Source organism: Desulforamulus reducens MI-1 (genome assembly GCF_000016165.1).
In the GTDB taxonomy this organism is placed as follows: domain Bacteria; phylum Bacillota; class Desulfotomaculia; order Desulfotomaculales; family Desulfotomaculaceae; genus Desulfotomaculum; species Desulfotomaculum reducens.
Map to the genome: position 1 here is coordinate 2,993,588 of NC_009253.1, position 20,413 is coordinate 3,014,000.

Here is a 20,413-nt window from a genome sequence, read left to right on the forward strand (position 1 = left end):
GATATTTTGTTAAAGACAGGAGATATAATTGTGTTTAAAAATAAAACATCACTTAATTTTCAAATTTCTTTTATTTTTATAGCATTACTAATTATCTCTATAGTAACCATCAGTTATTACACCCTTTACAATCTCAAAAAAGAAATTGAAAAAGTTACCTTGGAAAGCCAACAAACTAAGGCTAAGTCCGTGGTTATGAATGTGGAAGATTTTATAAATACCTCTATGACCATTGTTCGGTTCTCGTCTAATCTTCCTGAAGTAAAGGATATGTCAGCTGTAAGCCTAATTAGGGAAGAGTTTAAGGGTGTTCCGGAAAACGCAGATCTTGAAAAACGGAATATAGCAAAGTCTCTACTTAAAGAGTATCCCGATTTTGCTTATTTTGAATCCTTTACTGGTGATAAGGGGATTAACATTATGCTTGAACCCTATAAATACCAAGTGGGACTATCAAGAATGGATTTTGCCTTTAGGGACTGGTTTAAAGGAGCAACAGGTTCAATGAATACCTATATTTCTGAGGTTTATCTGTCTGCCTCCATTAATAAACATGTCGTTGCCATTTCAACACCTATAAAGGATGAATACAGTCAGCTTACTGGGGTTTGGTTAGGTGCCTTAACCCTGGATGTATTAAGTGAAAAAGTTAAAAACCTTACCTTTGGTCGTACTGGGAAAATATACCTTGTTGATAAAAATGGTGTTATAGCCGCGCACCCCAATAAGGAATTCACATCTAAAATTACCAAATTAGATAAACATCCCATTGTAAGTAAGTTACTTAATGGACAATCCGGAACAGGCTATTACTATGAACCCTTGGAAAAAACAGACGTAATTGCCACCTTTATGCCTGTTGGAAAAACTGGTTGGGGAGTTGTTGTAGAACAAAGTGTGTCTGAGGCATTTGGGTTTCTTAATGACATTACCCATAATGTAATAATCACTAGTCTGGTCGTTAGTTTGCTGGCAATGCTATTTGTTCTTTGTTACACCCGACGCATTACAAAACCTATCGACAATATTTCAACCTTAGCAGCCCATGTTGCCCAAGGAGATCTAAATGTTGAAGTACAGGTCTGTCACTCTAACTCTGACTTAGAAAAATTAACAACTTCTTTTAAGCTAATGGTTGAACATCTAAAAAATTTAATTGAGGAAATAACCCTAGAAGGTCAAAGAGTACATGAAACAGCCAAACAGTTATCTGTTAGTACTCAGCAGACCTCCATTGTTGCCAGTGAAAATGCTTCTGCTATGTCGCAAATTTCCTCTGCAGTAGAAAATGTTTCCGACAGCACCATACGAGTATCTGGCCACTCCCAAAAAGTAATAAACTTAGCTCAGGATGGCAAAGTAGCCATAGACAACGTTATTAAACAAATGGATAATATAAGTAATTCAACCAATAGGGTATCCTCTGTTGTATCAAATTTGACCGATAACTCATCCAAAATCACACAAATAGTTGATTTAATCAATCAAATTGCTGAGCAAACAAACCTATTAGCTCTTAATGCAGCTATTGAAGCTGCTCGGGCAGGTGAATATGGCCGGGGTTTTTCTGTAGTTGCAGATGAGGTAAAAAGACTGTCTGAGCAATCCTCTGCAGCTACTAAGGAGATATACCAGTTGATATCAAATATTCATAGGGACTCCCATACTGCCGTTGCCTCCATCGGAGAAAATGTAGGTGTCGTTAAGGACGGAATAACAATTACTTCACAGGCTGGAGATTCCTTTGAAAACATCAATCAACTGCTGCAAACCCTTAACAATGAGATTACGAGCGTGGCAGCTTCCATCGAACAGATTGCCGCAGGAATACAGCATATCGCTGGTTCTACCGAAGAACAAACAGCCTCCTCTGAAGAAATTGCTTCCCTGTCTGAATCCCTATTAACGGTGGCAAACCAACTCAATAAAACTGCGGAGAAATTTAAATAAAGTTCTAAAAAAGACTAGACCTCATGGAATTGTGATCTAGTCTTTTTTAGAACTGAATATTCATTTGCCTACAAAATTCCATCATTCTTTTCTACGGTACTTTAAAACCCTTGAGATCCTGTGTAAAGGGCCAGAATTCTTCGATACTGGTCCGGTGTATCAATATCCAACGAAACAAAGTATGGACAGGGCTTGATGGTTAGAAGCTTGTTTTTCATCTTCTCAATAATCTGCCGGCCACCGGAATCGCCCCTAAGTTGCAAAAGTTGCTCCCTAAAATCGCTGGCAAAAAGCACCGGGTGGCCGTTTGCTCCTGCTCTGACAATGGGAGCCCCTGTTTCCAGAAAAGCATCGCTAATTCGATTCATCATCTCCGGACATACAAAGGGTTGATCGGCCAGTAAAAACAATATTCCCTTGGCTTTGGGAGATACGGCAGAGATACCGGCGGCCAATGAAGTGCCTTGCCCTTCTTCATAGCGATCGTTATTCACAAAGTTTACAGCATAGCCCTCTAGGGCTTGCTTTATGTCCTCCCGGTAAGCTCCCGTAACCACAATCACTTCATCCAACCGAGCCCGCAGGGCATGGGTCACCACATGCTCCAGCAGTGTTTTATTGCCTAACTGTAATAGTTGTTTGGGACAACCCATTCGACGGGAAAGTCCCGCAGCCAGAATCACTCCTGAAATCATGGTACCACCTCCAGGACTGGATCGGAAACCAGGGCGGAGGTAAGCAAAACTTTCTGGGTGGAAGATGACAACAGCTTCCTGGCCACATTCCTTGCATTCTGCTTATCCTCTGGAGTATCTACTTTATTAAAAATAGGAACCCAATTAAGGCTGGGGACCGATTTTTTTACAACCCTTTCATAGTGACGTAGAACTTTGATCAGGGTAGTTACTGACACCGGCTGCCCTAAGTGTTCACTGGTTATCTGGTTCACCAAGTGGGGGCGGTGTACCGTTTCTTCGTTTAAAGGATACCCCAAAATATCGACTCCAGCCACAGCTAATACAGTGGTGGTTAAGGTAGGTAACACTGGCTCATGATCAGCCGGGGCCTTTAGTGATTTTCCCCGGGAACCATCGGCTTCCACCAGAATATAATCAAACAATTGTAAAGAGTAAATTTCATCCAAGGCTTCCTTGCTCAAACCTCTAATTTTTTCACCAAACACACCTGAACAAACTGCCAGCAGATTGGTTTGAGACCTGTATTGTTTTATTTTAACAAGAAGAGACTCTTCATTATCTATCAGAACCTCATTGCAGCAGCTTTTTAGCTGCCAGTCAAACATTTTCGTTGTGGTGGTTACCAGCACCCTGGCACCAGTCCCTGATAATTCCTTGGCAAGCTGATACATAATGCTGGTTTTGCCGCCAGCCCCCACCAGACAGATCATTTCCCTCTGCTTTAAATCCAAAGCATTGATGAATTTCATTTATATATTCCTCAACTTCTTGTTAGCAGTAGGTACCCCATTGATTCCTATGATAAAGTATGGCCTCCAGAACTGGCTGGCCACCTACATACCCCAGCACGAACAAAACGGGTTGTGCAATCTCAGTTATCACCACCTGCATGCCACAGCGAAACAACCTGTGAGCAACACCAGTTGCTAGGTCACCGGCACCCTTTACCAATACTAAAAGTTCCAATTAGCACCCACCCTTTCGAATACAGCTGTCATGGACAGCACCCCTTGCTACTAATTCCAGGAGTCTCCTATGCCAAAGGTACAGTTAGGATAGTGGCACGGAGAACAAGCACGACAGAGTCCACCATGGGCAAGTTTCACAATATCCCGTCGGCTAATTCGGTCTCCCGCCAGCAGGCGCGGTAATACCAAGTCCAACACTGTTGTTCGGAAATACATTCCACAGGCTGGAATCCCCAGTACAGCCACATCACCCTTGTAAGCCATCAAAAACATGGCTCCAGGTAAAGCCGGTGCGCCATATTTTATTATTTCCGCCCCAGAATTTCGAATACCTAGGGGGGTTACATCATCTGGATCTACGGACATACCGCCGGATACCAAGATTATATCTGCCCCTTTTTCTATGGCATGGTTGATTTTTTCCGCAATCACTTGGGCATCATCTGGTGCATAGGCCAATTCGATGACAGTTGCCCCATAGGAAGCCATCTTTTCTGACAAAACCGGCCCAAAGGTATCTGTAATTCTACCTTTGTATACTTCACTGCCAGTAACAATCAAACCAACTTTTTTCTCTAAAAAGGGTACCACTTGAAGAATATTCCCTGCTTTGTTTATAATTCTCTCTGCCTGTGCTAAAATCTCTTCTTTAATCACCAGGGGAATCACCTTGGTCCCTGCCAGCATATCCCCCTCCTTTACCACGCTATGGTTAGGTAGAGTGGATAAAATAACATCCGGCAAGTCATTAATGGCATCCAAAGCATCAAGATTAATCTTTAATAGGCCCGCACATTCAGCAAATAAATTTACTCTGCTTTCTTTCGGCTGACTGCACCGAACACCGGCACCAGCAGCTGCTCTGGCCAACCGGCTGCCAGCCTCATCTTCATGAATTTCTCCCCCTTCAAGTTCCAATACATAGACATGCTCCTTACCTAATTTGAGAAATTCTTCAATATCCTGGGTCTGAATGATATGTCCTTTTTTAAAGGCAGGGCCTTTGAATTCATCCTTTACTATTTTTGTGATATCATGGGAAAGAATTTTCCCCACAGCATCTTCTATTTTAATAATTCTGTAATTTATGGGTACTCACCTCAATTTATTTTATAAAAAGGAATAGGGTCGTCTTTATAAAATAAATAGATGACCCTATTGCTAATTTTATAATAATTATACGTTTTCTTCTAGATAATAGTCAATTAAACAACTATCTCTTAAGTTTTTGAAATTTATCTTGGTAGCTGCCATCAACAATTTCTTTAAAGGCTTCAATATAGTAGTGGCCCCGGTAGTAAACTAAATGCACACGCATTTTTTCTCCAGGTAACCTTGCTGCCACCGTAAGGATTGCTTCTCCGGTTTGTTTATCCGGTGAGAGTTTTACTTCATCCAGATAGAGATAAAGGGGCGTTAGGTATGGGTAACTTCTTTCCTTGGCAAAATTACGAGTAAAATCCTCTCGACTAATTTTTTCCCTTAATTGGGGGGTTAAGTAAAGGTAAATATCTCTGGGTCTATTATCATTGACGGCATCAATAAATTCCTGCACCCTATGGGTGGCTTGTCGCTCTCCGGGTAAAAAAGACCCAATGATCCAACCCACCATCAAGATGATAATCATGCATATCATCGTTCCCCGACTTTTGGTTAGCAGACCTTTAACAAAACTGTTCAAGAAAACCCCTCTTTCCATTATCGTTCAGATCTGGAATAAGGAACTGTATATGCTGCAGGGAACTCAGCTTTTTTCGAAACACTTAAGAGAACAAGAATAGTTAAAATGTAGGGCAAGGCCAGTAAGAATTGGTGTGGCACCGGCATTCCCAATGCCTGCAGCCTAAGTTGCAAGGCGTTGGCACCACCAAAGAGCAGGGCTGCACCCAGGGCCCGGTAAGGGTTCCAACGGGCAAAGATCACAACGGCAACCGCAATAAATCCACGGCCTGCCACCATTTGATCTAAAAAAGTATTCATAAAACCAATGGAGAGAAAGGCTCCACCCAGTCCCGCAAAGGCACCGCCAATCATCACACAAAGATAGCGCACCAACGGTACATTAATTCCCCGAGAATCGGCCGCCCGTGGATGCTCTCCAACGGCTCGAACGCTCAAACCAAAGGTTGTTTTTTCCATGACAATGTGGGTAACAATTACCAATATAAAAGCTAAATACACCAAAATATTATGATTAAAAAACACAGGCCCCCAAAAAGGTAAATCCCCTAAAATTGGAATCTTTAGGGCAGGAAAGGCTTCAATTTGAGGGGGGAGTTTTTGTACCCCAAAAATACTGCGATATAAATAAGCTGAAAGACCCGTTCCCAATATGGTTAAGGCTGTGCCGGCAATCACTTGGTTTGCCTTGACAGTTACACTTAAAAAGGCCATAATCAGGGAAAATAAAACACCAGTCAGGATGGCAATGAGAACCCCTACCCACAGATTGTCGGTAAAGTAGGTTCCCACAAAACCACCCAGGGCTCCCATCAGCATTATTCCTTCTAAACCAAGATTCAGTATGCCGGCCCGCTGTGTAAAAATATCTCCCAAGGCAGTAAAAAGAATTGGCACACTGGTTCTAATGGCCCCCGCCAGTAGACTGATGAGAAAACCCTGGGTTAAAAGTTCTGTTTGCATGCCTGTCCCTCCATTGGGTGTAAACCACCCTACTAATAACAAAGATAATGACTAGCCCTTCGATGACACTGACTAACGAAAAGGGTACTCCCACCATGCGCTGCATGGTGCTGCCGCCTACGATGAGAGCAGCAAAAAAGAACGATGAGATTCCAATCCCCAGTGGATTAAGATTGCCTAATAACGCCACCACAATGGCTAACATACCGTAACCGGAGTTAATATCATCCAATAAACGATAATGGATGCCAAAAACCTCGGTCCAGCCGGCCACCCCGGCCAGACCAGAAGATATGAACATAATCAGAACAATGGTTTTAGATATCTTGATACCGCTATATCGGGCCACATGATGCCCCTCCCCCATGAGTTTGATACGAAACCCGATGGTGGAACGCCAAAAGACATAGCCTGCGAAAATAATGAATACAGCAATAATAATACCAAAGTGCAACCTGGTGCCACTTAGCAAAATAGGTAGTTTTAAGCTTTCTTGAATTAGTGGGGTTTGGGGAAAGCCATGGCCATTGGGATCTATCATGGGACCACGCACCAGCCAGCCTAGTAAATAAACCGCCACGTAGTTCAGCATTAAGGTAGTAATCACTTCGTTGGCATTGAACTTAGCCCTAAATACGCCAGCCAAACCACCCCACAGGGCCCCTCCCAGAAATGCTGCCAAAAAAGATAGGGGTAAAAGAATGGGAGCCGGCAGGGCGGAAAAGTTTAGGGCCACCAGCATCGCGAAGACAGTACCCAGGGTAAACTGCCCATCCCCACCAATGTTCCAAAGTTGACTTTTAAAGGCAATGGATGTACCTAGGGCCATAATCATCAGCGGTGTTGCCTTAACCAGGGTTTCGGCAATCCTGTTGGTGGAGCCAAAGGCACCCCAAAACAGCGTTTTAAAAGCTTCCAGGGGATCTTGCCCTGTGAAGAGCAAAAGTAGCGCCCCTACCAGCATCGCCAGTCCAATGGAAATGACAGGGGGTGCAATGCTCACCATGATATTCTTCAGAGAGGTTTTTCTGTTCAACATGCCGTCTTTTCCCCGCTTTCTACACCGGCCATCAGCATACCAATTTCCTCGATACTAACATTTTTGTTTTTAAGAATTCCTTTAATCCGGCCCTCATAAATAACAGCTATGCGGTCAGATATTTGGAGAAGTTCTTCCAAGTCTGCGGAAATTAATAGGATACTAACCCCTTTTTCTCTTTGTTCCAAAAGTTTTTCCCGGACATACATGGAGGCACCAATATCCAGCCCTCTGGTTGGTTGGTTGGCAATAATAACCCGGGGGGACGAACTAATTTCCCTGGCCAGAATAATTTTCTGTTGATTACCGCCTGAGAGGTCCTTTGCCTTTGCCTCTGGTCCACTGGCCTTAATGCGATACTCATTTAATAATTGTTGGGCATTGGCAGCAATGGCTTTAAAATTTAACAAGCCCCCGGTGGAAAAACGTGGACTCTGATATTCTTTGATAATTAAGTTGTTAGTTATATCAAAGCCCATTGCTAAACCGGTTTTATGACGATCTTCCGGAATATGAGCAATTCCTTCCTTAATATATTCACTGGGATTTTTACCACTCAGGACCTGCCCATCCAATTGAATTTTTCCTGAAGTTAAAGGTCGTAATCCGGTAAGTACTTCACATAATTCCTTTTGACCATTTCCGTCCACACCAGCCAACCCTAATATTTCTCCGGCTCGGATATTAAAATTAACACAGTCTAATACCAGTAACTTATTTTCATTCTTTAGGGTAACATTATCAACAACCAGCCTTGTTTCCCCTGTGCAGTCAGGCCTTTCGTCAAAGCTTAACAACACTTCCCGCCCCACCATCATATTGGTTAAATCACTTTTGGTGGTTTGGTTAGTTATTTTTTCTCCTCCAACTTGGCAACCATCCCTTAATACGGTTACTTCATCGGCAATCTCTAATATTTCTTCTAATTTATGAGTAATAAGAATAATGGATTTTCCGTCGTCACGCATGAGCTTAAGAATTTTAAACAGCTCCGCTGTTTCCTGGGGTGTTAATACAGCGGTGGGCTCGTCCAGGATTAAAATATCGGCACCCCGATAAAGAACTGATAATATTTCCACCCTCTGTTGTTCCCCAACAGAGAGCTGTCTAATCTGGGCTTTGGGGTTCACCTTCAGGTTATATTTTTCTGATAGTTTTTTAAGAGAGTCCTCCACAGCCCCTTTGTCTAAAAAAATTCCCCTTTTAGCCGGTAACCCCAGCATAATGTTTTCCACCACAGTCATGGGTCTTACCAACATAAAATGCTGGTGTACCATGCCTATGCCTAAATTCATGGCCTGGGTAGGATTGTTTATGACCACCTCTGTGCCATTAATAAAAATTTGGCCTGCCTCTGGTTGATAAAGACCAAATAAAATATTCATGAGAGTTGTTTTACCGGCTCCGTTTTCGCCAAGTAGTCCGTGGATAGATCCCTTGGCCAAGCGAAAATTCACCTGGTTATTGGCAATAACTCCCTTAAATCCTTTGGTGATCCCCTTCATTTCCACCGCGTATGATTGCAAACCGACCTTGCCCCCTTAGAAAAACTTGCTTCCGCCAAGTTTTTCTAAGCGGAAGCGTAGTTTACCCTATGCAAATCGTTACTTTATTTTTCAAATTTAGGCATTTCCACTGTGTTATTGGCCAAGCCTTTCTTCACTTCTTCCAGTTTCGCTTTCACCTCTGCAGGAACGGTGCTATCTAAACCATGGAATGGAGCAACCGTTACACCACCATTGGCAGCGGTTAACCAGTAAAATTTCTTATCTCTGTTGGTAAAATTGTTGTTTAAAATATCGTCAACCATTTCTTTCACCACAGGAGTCCAGTTGTAGGCAATACCGGATAATACATTGTTGGGCGCCAGTACATTTTGATCAGCAACATTGCCCAATACTGTTTTGTTTTTTTCTTTCCCTGCATCCACGACACCCAAGCCAATGCCATCACCGGAGTGCCAAATTACATCGGCACCGGCATCATACATGGAAATGGCCCCTTCTTTGGCCTTGGCAGCATCCCGCCAGTCTCCGGTGTAAAGTTCCTGAATTTGAATATCGGGATTAACCTGCTTGGCAGCATGTTTAAAGGCTTCGTGGCCACGGTAGATTTCTGCCACATCAGCGCCGCCCACTACACCAATTTTATTGGTCTTGGTCATGAGGCCGGCCAGGGTTCCCATCAGGTAGCCACCGTCCTCCAGCTTAACATCATAGACACAGGTATTGGGAAGGGTCTTAAATCCTGTTCCCAGGGCAAATTTGGTTTCGGGATACTCTTGGGCCACTTTGATAATGGGCTCCATAAATTGGAAACCATGACCAATGATCAAATCATAGCCCTGGGAAGCAAAGTCCCTCAGGGTTGGTTCAATGTTAGATACTTCGTATACTTGTTCTGTGTAGGTCACTTCAATTTTACCGGCATATTCCTTTTCTAGAGCCTTTACACCTTCATACATAGCCTGATTCCAAGAGACATCATCGATCTTGCCCGGCAGAATCAAAGCAACTTTCAGGGGTTTTTTCCCGTCCTCTTTACCCCCTTGGGTTGCTTTTTCTTCTTTGTTGCCACACCCTGCCAGCAACAAACTCATCATTAACAGGGCCACCAGCAAAAGTCTTGCTTTCTTCATTTGTTATCCTCCTTATCTTGGGTAACTAGTTATTAAGGATTTTATCCTTTGACATCAAACCTATGGCTTTCTTCCAGGCCAATTTCCTATTGAGCTATTCTTTCACGGGATACCGGCAACTCATTGATGGAAATATCCACAACTTCGTTTATGGCAGCAGTAATGGCCGGTGCAATGGCTACCGTTCCTACTTCTGCAGCACCCTTTAACCCCATTGGACCAGAATCTTCGTACTCATTAACGGTAGCTGTCTCCATATCCGCTAGGTCCAGGCTTGTGGGTATCAAGTAGGTGGATAAATTGGTCTGGTTAGGTACGCCATGGGTAAAATCCATTTGCTCCAGCAAGGTATAACCGACACCCATGGCCACGCCGCCTTGTATTTGCCCTTCCAAAGCCATGGGGTTTATAATCTGTCCGGCCTCTGTGACCGCAAAAACCTGTAGGAGTTGCACTTCACCTGTCAAGGGATTCACTTTTACCTTGGCTGCCTGGGCAATGAAGGTATACATGCAATGGGGTAGGCCAATTCCTAAGTCCGGCTGAGACACTTCCGGGAATACGGCCTCTCCGATACCCTTCTGTCCCGTTTCTGCTTGCCTTTGCAAATCCGCCACCGCTGCCAATAGGGCATTGCCAGAGATATAGGTGGTTCGGGAAGCAGCAGTGGAGCCACTGTCATGGGTAAGTCCCGTATCTCCCATAACAATTTGGATCTTCTCTGGTGAAACACCCAGGGCCTGGGCTGCCAGTTGCACGAAAGCAGTAGTGCTTCCCTGTCCGATCTCCACCGTACCTATTTTTATTTCATAGAAACCCCCGGGCAGTCGTTCAATTTCGACCTTTGCTGTATCCTTTATACCCTTTCCCATACCGCAGCTAAGAAAGCCTGCGGCCATACCATATCCAATGTTTGGTTCCTCATTGTACAATCTCTCTTGCCATAGGTCTGACTTTTCTAGGATCTGCAGGGCTTCCCTTAGACCAACGGAATGGTTCATGGGCTGACCCAGACTCCCCTCTGCTCCTTTATACAAGGCATTCTTTATTCGAAGCTGCACCGGGTCTAACTGGAGCTGTTTAGCTGCCCTGTTCAACAGTGTTTCTGTGGCAAAGGCCGTTTGTGGGGCACCAAACCCACGCATGGCACTGGCAGGAGGCTTGTTGGTATAGCATAAATAACCGTCGATTTGTACATTGGGAATCACATAGGGTCCCGCAGCATGTTCCACACCAAGTCCCACAACCGCAGGGCCTAGGGCTGCATAGGCCCCGGTATCGTAATAAACTTTCCCCTGGTAAGCGGTGATAAGCCCTTCCTTGGTGAACCCTAGCCTTACCTTAACCTTTGCAGCATGTCTTTTATAAGAGGCCATGAGCGATTCCTCCCGGGTAAACACCAGACGGGCCGGCAGCCCTGTTTTCCAGGTGACCAGGGCCAGGAACAACTGAACGGTATTACCATCTTTACCCCCAAAGCCCCCACCAATATTTGGTGTTCTAACTCGTATTTTCTCCTGAGGAATGTCCAAACAACGGGCAATCTCCTGCTGATCGTAAAAGGGGTTTTGAGTGCCGGCAATAATATTCAAAACACCGTTTTCATCTAGGAAAGAAACACCTGACTCCGGTTCTAAATACAGGTGATCCACCACCGGTACAGTAAAGGTATCTTCCAGGGTAAGGTGACTCCCTGCGAAGGCCCTTTCCGTATCCCCTTTGTAGAAGGGAATATGCTGCAATAGATTGCCCTGACCGTGAATCAAGGGGCTGCCTGCTTGGATAGCTTCTTCAGGCTCCTTGACCACATCCACGGTTTCATAGTCAATATGAACCAGCTGTGCATATTCACTGGCTAAGGTCGACGTTTTAGCCGCCACCACCGCAATTGGTTCTCCGAAAAACCGTACCCGTTCTTCAGCCAGTACAGGCTGATCCTTGACAATTTGACCAAAGTTATTGACCTCGATATCCTTGGCTGTGAAACAATAGGCATCTTGCAGGTTAGTGAATGCACCTATATCAATTTTTGATATTTTGGCATGGGCCTGTGTTGAACGAACTAGTTTAAGGTGCAGCATCCCAGGAAGATAATAGTCACTGGCATAAAGGGCCTCACCTGTCACTTTACTTTTTGCATCCACACGAGGGATTGAAGTTCCGACCACACCAGGCATTTTAAAACCCCCTATTCTGTTTCCACCACCGTGGGTATTATGCGGTGTTCTAATACATGAATTAAACCGCAATCTGTTAAGCCAAGCTCTGGCACTGTGGGTAAGGAGATAAAGGAAAGTGTCATGAAGGGAGCGGGTAAGTCACACCCTAGCTGCTCCGCCTTTTTATTTAATTGATCAATTTGTGACATTACTTGTTCAGCCGGCAAAGAACTCATCAGGCCACCAATGGGTAGGGGCAGTACCCCTATGACTTGGCCATTTTCCACAGCCACCAATCCTCCCTGATGTCGGGCAATTTCCCTGGCTGCCAGATCCATATCTTGGTCATTGGTTCCCACAATAACAATATTGTGATGGTCATGGGATACAGAGGAAGCCAAAGCCCCGGCCTTTAGCTTAAAACCTCTGACAAAGCCCACTCCAACGCTGCCATTTTTCCCGTATCGTTCAACTACAGCCAGCTTTAATATGTCTTCATTGGTATTAACTTGTACTTCTCCACCCGCAACATTTAGCCACTCCTGGCTGGCAAAATTAATAATTTGATCCGGATAAAGATTGATAACATTTACCTTGCACCTGTTCCCTTGGGACGGCAGGGCAAAGGAAGTCGGTGCTAAATTGGGTGGAAGCTTCACCGTTTCATTTAAGAATGCCGGATACTGACTAATTTCAATTTGCTGGGTTAATTTGCCACCCTGTGCCACCAGTTTACCGTTCTTAAATACATAAGCCGGTTTTATCTCTACCAAATCATCTAACAGTACAATATCTGCCACTTTCCCAGGGGTTAAAGCCCCAAGGTAATGGTCCAATCGAAAATGCTTGGCGGTATTAATGGTTGCCATTTGGATGGCCTTAATGGGATTTAACCCAAGGGCAATGGCCTTCTGAACATTAAAACTGATGTGACCCTCCCGGACGATATCATTTACATGCTTATCATCGGTACAAAAGATTAGATTTTCGGTGGACAGGTTCTGTTCGATGGCACCTTTCACCAGTGCCTCCACGTTTCTTTCGGTACTACCCTCCCTGACCAAGGCCTTAATTCCTAAACGCAGTCGCTCAAAGAGCTCCTGAAACACAACCGACTCGTGATCATCCGAAAGGCCAGCTGTGGCATAGACATTCAACTGATCCCAATTCAGCCCAATGGCATGTCCATTGGCCACTTTACCGTTAGCCCGGGCACTGACAATTTTTGCCAAGTATTCTTCTTTGATCGATAAAATTTTAGAAGGATCTAATTCTCCTAGACTTGCCGAAATGTTGCTCTGTAAAAGTTGGTCCACTTCCTTAACCCCCAACACACCACCGGTGGTTTCCAGGCCGGGGGCGGTGGGCACCCGAGAAGGAACCTCTATATAAATTTGATAGGGCAAATTTTCCGTGTTATTTAGAAGGGCCTCTACTCCTTTCAGCCCTGCGACATTGGCAATTTCCATGGGATCCGCAAAGAGTGTCGTAGTGCCCCAGGGCACAATGACACTGGCAAGGGCTTCGGGCGACAACAAGGTAGGTTCAATATGTATGTGTGCATCCATAAAACCTGGCACAGCAAAGCGTCCTTTTCCGTCAAAGACCTCTTTGGCCTCAACCTCCCAGCCAGGATTGACCGCTACGATTTTGCCGTTCTTAATGACCAGAGAACCAGAGAAAATGGTTTCGGTATAAACATCCACAATCTGTATATTTTTTATATACAAATCTGCTGGTTCCTGGCCGGCAGCCACTCTCAATTCCTCAGCTAAAGAAGCAACATCACCCAACATAAATTCACCTCATATTTTTGTCTTATTAGGTTAATAACCACATTGTTTAAAAAACTTGGCTTATGCCATACCTTATAGGGCGAGATCCTTTAGGCGACGGCAGAACCTTAGTTTGTCCTTATGCACATCAGAAAATTTTATACTTTCTGATATGAGCACATAAAAAAGCCCAGACAGGCAGATTTCATCCTCTAAAGAGTGAAACCTGCCGCCTGGGCTTTTATCCCTATCGGTGTAGCGCTAAAAACGCCTGTACCGCTCGGACCAAACCAAACCCAAAAGGAAGGGGTTGTGGAACCCTAGGTACACTTTCCCTCCGTAGTCCGGCAATTACGGTTGCCTGGTAGAAACACTTGGGCCAATTCCCAAGCATATACGGAAAACGATTCATTTATGTCCATACTAGCAAAGACAGTTGACATTTGTCAATGAACAAATTGTATAATCTGACAAATTACAACAATTCGTATTTTAGGTTAGCACCTTTTATTAATACTCAAATCTTGTAATCCCTCATAAAGAAGTGCACCCACCATCTTCCGGCGATACTCCTGGGAAGCCCTTACATCGGAGATCGGACTGGTCTCGGCTCCGGCATCGGACACCAAGGTCCAAAGTTCTTCGCCCCAAAGGCTGTAACGGGTTAAGTTTTGGGCAGTTCTTTTTAGCTCCATCACGGTTGGTCCTACTGAACCGCAGGCGATCCGGACATCTTCTAGGACCTGGTTGACCAATCTGGCCTTGAAGGCAACACTGACAATGGAAATGGCCATTGCCTTCCTTTGTCCTAGTTTTCGATAAAACCCGATCTGCTCTGGTTCCCAGCAGGGGATTTTAATGGCTGTCAGCAGTTCTCCCGGTTGAAGCACCGTTTTGCCCGGTCCGTTAATAAAATCCACGATGGAAACTTCCCTTTCGGAGTGGGCTGAGCGGAGAAGCAAGGTGGCATTGGAAACTACCAAGGCCGGCATGGTGTCCCCGGCCGGCGATGCAGTCACCAAATTACCTCCTAAGGTACCCCTGTTACGAATCTGCAGGGAACCCACCTGGGAACAGGCAGCTGCTAATAAAGGAGCATATTGGCCAACCATACTGGATTCCACCAGTTCTTGGTGGGTCATTAGGGGGCCAATGATAAGCTGCCCCTGTTCTTTTCGGATAAATTTTAATTCCTGTAAATTATAAATATTTATTGCCCTGGAGGGATTGATCTGGCCATTTTTCCGTTTCACCAGAAAATCAGTTCCCCCTGCCAGAATACTCTGGGAAGAATCCCTGTATAACTCCCCCAAGGCCTCTTCCAAATGAACCGGCGTAATGACTTCCATGTTTTAAACACCTCGTTCTTTAACAGATGCCGCTGCCCTTTGAATGGCATCCGCAATTTTAACATAGCCCGTACATCGGCAGAGATTACCGGCTATACTGTTTTTGATCTCCTGCCTAGTTGGGTTCAGGTTTTTCAAGAGCAGTGCTCTGGCTGACATGATCATGCCCGGTGTACAAAAACCGCATTGCACCGCTCCAGCTTCCATAAAGGCTGTCTGTAAATGGTCTAATACGCCATGGTTTGCCAGACCTTCAATGGTCTCAACATGAGAACCATTTATTTGACTGGTTAGGACTAAGCAGGAGTTTACAGCTTTCCCATCCACAATGACGGTACAGGCACCACACTCACCCTGTCCACAGCCTTCCTTGGTACCTGTTAAACCGAGATGTTGCCGTAGGGTTTCCAGCAGTGTGGTATCACTCCCTACCTCAACACGGGTGGGCTTCCCATTTAACTGAAAGGTATAAACCGGCATTTCCTTGACCTCCAATTTGACTAAATATTATGATATAACAAAACAAATAAAAATCCCGTGAAATAAAAAGGCCTTTCGGAACATGCAAAAATATTGGTCCGAAAGTCTTGTGGCTTAATTCGACTTTTTTATAAATTATATTTGTACCCTCCAACATTTTCAAGCACTTTTCTCACTCTCAAGAGGGCTGCCAAAAATGGCAAATCAATAACCCTTGACATAGGGTGGTTAAAAAACAACCTGCCAGTGGCCACCAAGAAGGTATAGAAGCCCCTTGTTTTTTCTGGTAGAATAAACTATCTTTTTTGTGTTGATGACAAATTTAAAATAAATTTATTCCTAAAGGGGTGGTTCATTTGTTTACTATCGATCACTTGGTACAACCCCAGACGATCGAGGAAGCATACCAAATATTGCATGAACATGCAAGTAATACCGTCCTTGGGGGCAGTGCCTATTTACGGTTGGGCTCAAAAAAAATCCGTACCGCCATTGATTTAGCAAACCTTCAGCTTGATTCTATCAAAGAACAGGATAACCAATTTGTAATTGGCGCAATGGTTACCTTTCGAGATCTTGAAACTCACCCTGCTTTAAAGACTTACTTTAATGGCATGCTTCCCCAGTCAGTTAGAAACATTATTGGTGTACAATTTAGAAATGTTGTTACAGTAGGCGCCACCGTCTACTCAAAATATGGTTTTTCAGACTTACTCACAGCTTTACTGGCCCTGGATACCGAAGTTGAACTGCATCAAGGCGGCAGAATGCCCTTAGCAAACTTCTTGGCAAAACCCTATCCCAAAGATATCCTGACCCGCATCTTTATTCAAAAAAATAACCGACAGGCAGTTTATCAAGATTTAAGAAATTCCAAAAGCGATTATCCTATTCTTAATACAGCGGTTTCCTGTCTGGAAAACCAATGGAGAATTGTTGTAGGTGCCAGACCACTAAAGGCCGCCATCGCTGTGGCAGCCTCCCAAGAACTTTCCGGCAAGGCTACCCTAAGCCCGGCAGATATTAAAAATGCTGCTCAAAAAGCTGCAGAGGAATTATCCTTCGGCACCAATCTCAGGGGGACAGCGGAATACCGGCAAGCCATGTGCAGTGTGTTGGTCAATAGAGCCATTACGGAGGTTGAAGCATGCAAATAGAAACTATTTTAAATAATCAAAGGGTTACCTTAGAAATAGTACCGGATGAAATGTTGGCAGATACCCTGAGAAGATATGGTTTGTTAAGTGTAAGACAGGGCTGTGATACCTCCTGTTGCGGTCTGTGTACGGTATGGATCGACGGAAAACCCACCCTGTCCTGCTCAACCTTAGCCTATCGGGTCAGTGGCAAACGGGTTACCACCATTGAGGGAGTACAAGGGGAAGCCGAGGAGTTTGCCCAGATGCTGGTGGCTGAAGGGGCCGAACAATGCGGTTTCTGTAGCCCCGGTTTCATTTTGACTGTGCTGGCCATGAAGCATGAACTCAAAAACCCCACTGAAGAACAAATTATTCACTATCTAACGGGTAATCTATGCCGGTGTACCGGCTATATGGGACAGCTAAGGGCCATTAAGAAGTATCTGGGGGTGGAGTAAATGAGGGTCGTTGGAAAGGGGATTGCAAAGATCGATGGGTTATCCATCGCCACGGGTAAACCTGCTTATACAGAGGATCTGGCCGCCGCCAATGCTCTGGTAATCAAAATTCTACGCAGTCCACATGCCTTTGCTAAAATTAAAACCATTGATACAGCCGAGGCAAAAAAACTAGCCGGGGTTGTCTGCATACTAACCCATAAGGATGTTCCCAAGGTCAGATTTACCCTGGCCGGACAGTCCTATCCCGAGCCTTCCCCCTATGACCGATTGATCCTAGATGAGCTGGTTCGATACGTAGGGGATGAAGTGGCCATTATCGCCGCTGTCAATGAAAAAATTGCCTTACAGGCCCGGGATTTAATCAAAGTTGAATATGAGGTATTGGAACCGGTCTTGGATTTTGAAACAGCAACGGAACATCCCTCCATGGTCCATCCGGAGGATGACCTATTCTGTAACTTTGATACTGGTTTGATCAAGGAAAAAAATATTGCCTCATCCCAGAAAGTAGAATATGGCAACGTTGAGGAAGCCTTTGAGCAATGTGCTGTGGTGGTGGAAGAAACCTATTATACCCAGGCCCAGGCCCATGCCATGATGGAAACTTACCGGGCCTATAGTTATTTAGATCCGGCGGGAAGACTGGTGGTGGTCAGTTCCACCCAGATCCCTTTTCATGTAAGACGTCAACTGGCCCGGGCTCTGCAAATCCCTGCCAGCCGAATTCGAGTTATTAAACCCCGTATCGGGGGCGGGTTTGGCGGTAAGCAAACCACCGTAGCAGAAATTTTCCCGGCCCTGGTTACCTTAAAAACCGGTAAACCAGCCAAAATTATCTATGACAGAAGGGAAACCTTTACTTGCTCCAGCTGCCGACATGCCATGCGCATTAAGGTTCGCCTAGGGGCTGATGCAGATGGAACCATCCGGGCCATCGATATTGATGCCTTATCCGATACCGGGGCTTATGGAGAACATGCATCTACGGTTGTTTCACTGGTGGGCGAAAAGACACTGCCCCTTTATAACAAAACAAAGGCTTTGCGCTTTGTGGCCCATGCGGTATACACTAACAAAATGAATGCCGGGGCATTGCGGGGCTTTGGGGCCACCCAGGGAACCTTTGCTGTTGAGAGCACTGTCAATAAACTGGCCGAGGCACTTAAGATGGATCCCTCGGAAATTCGGCTGCAAAACCTGATCAAAGCAGGGGAAACCTGCCTACCCTACGAGGGCAAACTTTTAGGAAGCTCTAGCCTGCATCGGTGTATCCAACGGGGCAAAGAACTGATTGGCTGGCAGGAAAAGTACCCTGGGAAGGATCTGGGCAATAAAGTGCGCGCCGTTGGGATGGCAGTAACCATGCAGGGCTCCGGCATTGCCGGTATTGACACGGCCTCTGCCGAAATTAGACTGCAGGATGATGGCAATTATACACTGCTTATCGGTTCCACCGATTTGGGGACCGGCAGTGATACCATCCTGGCTCAAATGGCTGCAGAGGTTCTGGAAACCCCATTGGAAAATATTGCTGTTTATGCAGCAGATACCGACGTTTCCCCCTATGACCCGGGGTCCTATGCCTCCAGCACAACCTATGTCACTGGTATGGCTGTTGTTAAGGCCGCCGAAGATTTACGTCAGCAAATCTTGCAAAGGGGTGCTAAATTCCTAGAGAGTATCCCCGAAGAAGTGGAGTTTGACGGAAAAATCATTACAACCTTGGATGGAACAAAAAACATCGGGTTAGAAAAATTAGCCTATCTTTCCGTCTTGGGTGCAGGCAAATGCCAGCTGGTGGGCCACGGCACCCATGGTAGTAACGTTTCTCCCCCACCCTTTATCGCAGGCTTTGCCGAGGTGGAAGTGGATAAAGAAACCGGCCAGGTTAATTTAGTCGATTACGTGGCAATGGTGGACTGTGGTACGGTGGTAAACCCCAATTTAGCTAGAATTCAGGTGGAGGGCGGCGTGGTGCAGGGTATTGGTCTAGCCCTTTATGAGGATGTAAGGTACGATCAAAAAGGGAACCTCTTAACCAATTCCTTTATGCAGTATAAAATTCCCTGCCGCAAAGATATCGGCAATATTACTGTGGGCTTTGAAGAAAGCTTTGAACCCACCGGTCCCTTTGGGGCAAAATCCATCGGAGAAGTGGTTATTAACACACCGGCCCCGGCCATTGCCCATGCCGTTTATAACGCCGTGGGGGTTCGCATCACCAAGCTTCCCATCACACCGGAAAAGGTATACATGGGAATGTACAAATAAACTTTCCCAAGGGGCCGACCAATAAGCAAATAGGTCAGCCCCTTTTTCTGATCAAATAAAAAATCGTCGACTGAAAACCGACGATGTGAGCACTCTCTTTAATATTTTCGAACTATTTCCAAGGCTTTAGATAAAACAAGGATTTAATCACTCGAAAACGCAATGCAGTTGAACGCCAGGGTTTCTCACAGAAATGAGGTGCTATACCTCCATGGGCATGAACAGGGTTGATTTTAATTTTTTTCAAATACTTGACATTTACCCTCTGGTTTAAACCTTGATTAAAATTTGCATTTTGATATCCGTTATTATAACCTGTCTCTTTGTTAATTAGTTTGGACCCTTTGCTTCTTCGAACTTCCTCTTGCATCTCACGTAACTTTTTGTAATTCGGACATTGAAGATAAGCACCGGAAGTGCAGTATTTATCCCACCAGTTTTGTGATACATTCATATTAGTGGGGGCAAAACCACCGCTTTTGAATGCAGCACACCTTAATTTTTGTGTTCCCATATAAGAACAATATTTCATTTGTAACCCATCTTTCCTTTGAATTTTAACAATATTTCACGGGCTTAACTAAATATTAATAGATCTATATTTAGAAGTCATTCAATAAGTCCTCTTTAGCATTTATATCAGACCCTGGCGTTATTGTTAACAGGAAAGGAGATCTATCTTCTTTTAGGACTATAGTACTATTATCCAAAAAGTGTTTATGTAAATGCCAAACAAAAAATAAGGGGATAGGTGAGTCCGATAGTTAATCAGCTGGGGAAGAACCATAATACATCGTTGACTCAAAGGAAAAACCTGCATAAAATAAAGACTATGTAATGAAT

Annotated in this window: 17 protein-coding genes, 1 pseudogene and 1 riboswitch; of the genes and pseudogenes, 4 read left to right on the top strand and 14 right to left on the bottom strand. The window is 44.7% G+C overall.

Annotated elements, in window-relative coordinates; all coding sequences use genetic code 11:
* Nucleotides 1-30: 30 nt before the first annotated feature.
* Entirely contained in the window at nt 31-1,950 is a 1,920-nt protein-coding gene (locus DRED_RS14715; protein ID WP_011879059.1) for a methyl-accepting chemotaxis protein, read from the top strand.
* A 101-nt stretch (nt 1,951-2,051) separates the two neighbouring features.
* Here the strand turns inward: DRED_RS14715 and DRED_RS14720 are convergent, their stop codons facing one another.
* From DRED_RS14720 to DRED_RS14780, 13 genes and pseudogenes are all read right to left on the bottom strand, one after another.
* Nucleotides 2,052-2,645, bottom strand: a complete 594-nt coding sequence (locus DRED_RS14720) for a nucleotidyltransferase family protein (RefSeq protein WP_011879060.1) — start codon at nt 2,643-2,645, stop codon at nt 2,052-2,054.
* Nucleotides 2,642-3,397 (bottom strand): selenium cofactor biosynthesis protein YqeC, encoded by a 756-nt coding sequence (gene yqeC, locus DRED_RS17985; protein WP_011879061.1) that lies wholly within the window; start codon nt 3,395-3,397, stop codon nt 2,642-2,644. Before yqeC ends, DRED_RS14720 begins: the two co-directional genes overlap by 4 nt.
* 109 nt (nt 3,398-3,506) lie before the next feature.
* A pseudogene (locus tag DRED_RS19410) lies at nt 3,507-3,614 on the bottom strand (selenium-dependent molybdenum cofactor biosynthesis protein YqeB); the annotation flags it as partial.
* A gap of 50 nt (nt 3,615-3,664) precedes the next feature.
* A complete protein-coding gene (locus tag DRED_RS14735) occupies nt 3,665-4,672 on the bottom strand; it encodes a molybdopterin-binding protein (RefSeq protein WP_011879063.1) in 1,008 nt (335 codons plus the stop codon).
* A gap of 157 nt (nt 4,673-4,829) precedes the next feature.
* Complete coding sequence (locus DRED_RS14740; RefSeq protein ID WP_156779677.1) at nt 4,830-5,297, bottom strand: hypothetical protein; 468 nt, start codon at nt 5,295-5,297, stop codon at nt 4,830-4,832.
* A 17-nt stretch (nt 5,298-5,314) separates the two neighbouring features.
* The gene (locus tag DRED_RS14745; protein ID WP_011879065.1) at nt 5,315-6,259 is read right to left on the bottom strand and encodes an ABC transporter permease; all 945 of its coding nucleotides are present in this window, start codon (nt 6,257-6,259) and stop codon (nt 5,315-5,317) included.
* Entirely contained in the window at nt 6,201-7,298 is a 1,098-nt protein-coding gene (locus DRED_RS14750) for an ABC transporter permease (RefSeq protein ID WP_011879066.1), read from the bottom strand. The genes DRED_RS14745 and DRED_RS14750 overlap by 59 nt, the downstream gene beginning before the upstream one ends.
* The gene (locus DRED_RS14755) at nt 7,292-8,824 is read right to left on the bottom strand and encodes an ABC transporter ATP-binding protein (protein ID WP_011879067.1); all 1,533 of its coding nucleotides are present in this window, start codon (nt 8,822-8,824) and stop codon (nt 7,292-7,294) included. The genes DRED_RS14750 and DRED_RS14755 overlap by 7 nt, the downstream gene beginning before the upstream one ends.
* Nucleotides 8,825-8,907: 83 nt before the next feature.
* Nucleotides 8,908-9,936 carry a BMP family protein gene (locus DRED_RS14760; protein WP_011879068.1) on the bottom strand — a complete coding sequence of 343 codons (1,029 nt, stop codon included), beginning with the start codon at nt 9,934-9,936 and terminating at the stop codon, nt 8,908-8,910.
* Nucleotides 9,937-10,022: 86 nt separating this feature from the next.
* Nucleotides 10,023-12,113: a xanthine dehydrogenase family protein molybdopterin-binding subunit gene (locus DRED_RS14765; RefSeq protein ID WP_011879069.1), complete on the bottom strand. Its 2,091-nt coding sequence runs from the start codon at nt 12,111-12,113 to the stop codon at nt 10,023-10,025.
* Nucleotides 12,114-12,124: 11 nt separating this feature from the next.
* Nucleotides 12,125-13,891: an adenine deaminase gene (gene ade / locus DRED_RS14770; protein WP_011879070.1), complete on the bottom strand. Its 1,767-nt coding sequence runs from the start codon at nt 13,889-13,891 to the stop codon at nt 12,125-12,127.
* A gap of 299 nt (nt 13,892-14,190) precedes the next feature.
* Nucleotides 14,191-14,290: riboswitch (purine riboswitch) on the bottom strand.
* A 77-nt stretch (nt 14,291-14,367) separates the two neighbouring features.
* Nucleotides 14,368-15,219 carry an FAD binding domain-containing protein gene (locus DRED_RS14775; RefSeq protein ID WP_011879071.1) on the bottom strand — a complete coding sequence of 284 codons (852 nt, stop codon included), beginning with the start codon at nt 15,217-15,219 and terminating at the stop codon, nt 14,368-14,370.
* A gap of 3 nt (nt 15,220-15,222) precedes the next feature.
* Nucleotides 15,223-15,699, bottom strand: coding sequence for a (2Fe-2S)-binding protein (locus DRED_RS14780; protein WP_011879072.1), 477 nt, complete (start codon nt 15,697-15,699; stop codon nt 15,223-15,225).
* Between the two features lie 356 nt (nt 15,700-16,055).
* Between DRED_RS14780 and DRED_RS14785 the strand changes: the two genes are divergently transcribed.
* Genes DRED_RS14785 through DRED_RS14795 form a run of 3 tightly spaced genes read left to right on the top strand, consistent with a single transcriptional unit; the run spans nt 16,056 to nt 19,570 of the window.
* Nucleotides 16,056-16,856 (top strand): FAD binding domain-containing protein, encoded by an 801-nt coding sequence (locus DRED_RS14785; protein WP_011879073.1) that lies wholly within the window; start codon nt 16,056-16,058, stop codon nt 16,854-16,856.
* Nucleotides 16,847-17,296, top strand: coding sequence for a (2Fe-2S)-binding protein (locus DRED_RS14790; RefSeq protein ID WP_011879074.1), 450 nt, complete (start codon nt 16,847-16,849; stop codon nt 17,294-17,296). The genes DRED_RS14785 and DRED_RS14790 overlap by 10 nt, the downstream gene beginning before the upstream one ends.
* Nucleotides 17,297-19,570, top strand: a complete 2,274-nt coding sequence (locus DRED_RS14795) for a xanthine dehydrogenase family protein molybdopterin-binding subunit (protein WP_011879075.1) — start codon at nt 17,297-17,299, stop codon at nt 19,568-19,570. It abuts the gene before it with no gap.
* 112 nt (nt 19,571-19,682) lie between these two features.
* Here DRED_RS14795 and DRED_RS14800 read toward each other — a convergent pair whose 3' ends face one another.
* Entirely contained in the window at nt 19,683-20,024 is a 342-nt protein-coding gene (locus DRED_RS14800; protein WP_238442537.1) for a hypothetical protein, read from the bottom strand.
* Nucleotides 20,025-20,413 lie beyond the last annotated feature (389 nt).

Excerpts from the sequence above, each read along its gene's own strand:
- yqeC (WP_011879061.1), bottom strand. The coding sequence starts at position 3,397 with ATGAAATTCATCAATGCTTTGGATTTAAAGCAGAGGGAAATGATCTGT.
- DRED_RS14795 (WP_011879075.1), top strand. The coding sequence starts at position 17,297 with ATGAGGGTCGTTGGAAAGGGGATTGCAAAGATCGATGGGTTATCCATC.
- DRED_RS14775 (WP_011879071.1), bottom strand. The coding sequence starts at position 15,219 with ATGGAAGTCATTACGCCGGTTCATTTGGAAGAGGCCTTGGGGGAGTTA.
- DRED_RS14760 (WP_011879068.1), bottom strand. The coding sequence starts at position 9,936 with ATGAAGAAAGCAAGACTTTTGCTGGTGGCCCTGTTAATGATGAGTTTG.
- ade (WP_011879070.1), bottom strand. The coding sequence starts at position 13,891 with ATGTTGGGTGATGTTGCTTCTTTAGCTGAGGAATTGAGAGTGGCTGCC.
- DRED_RS14745 (WP_011879065.1), bottom strand. The coding sequence starts at position 6,259 with ATGCAAACAGAACTTTTAACCCAGGGTTTTCTCATCAGTCTACTGGCG.
- DRED_RS14790 (WP_011879074.1), top strand. The coding sequence starts at position 16,847 with ATGCAAATAGAAACTATTTTAAATAATCAAAGGGTTACCTTAGAAATA.
- DRED_RS14765 (WP_011879069.1), bottom strand. The coding sequence starts at position 12,113 with ATGCCTGGTGTGGTCGGAACTTCAATCCCTCGTGTGGATGCAAAAAGT.
- DRED_RS14750 (WP_011879066.1), bottom strand. The coding sequence starts at position 7,298 with ATGTTGAACAGAAAAACCTCTCTGAAGAATATCATGGTGAGCATTGCA.
- DRED_RS14800 (WP_238442537.1), bottom strand. The coding sequence starts at position 20,024 with ATGAATGTATCACAAAACTGGTGGGATAAATACTGCACTTCCGGTGCT.
- DRED_RS14780 (WP_011879072.1), bottom strand. The coding sequence starts at position 15,699 with ATGCCGGTTTATACCTTTCAGTTAAATGGGAAGCCCACCCGTGTTGAG.
- DRED_RS14720 (WP_011879060.1), bottom strand. The coding sequence starts at position 2,645 with ATGATTTCAGGAGTGATTCTGGCTGCGGGACTTTCCCGTCGAATGGGT.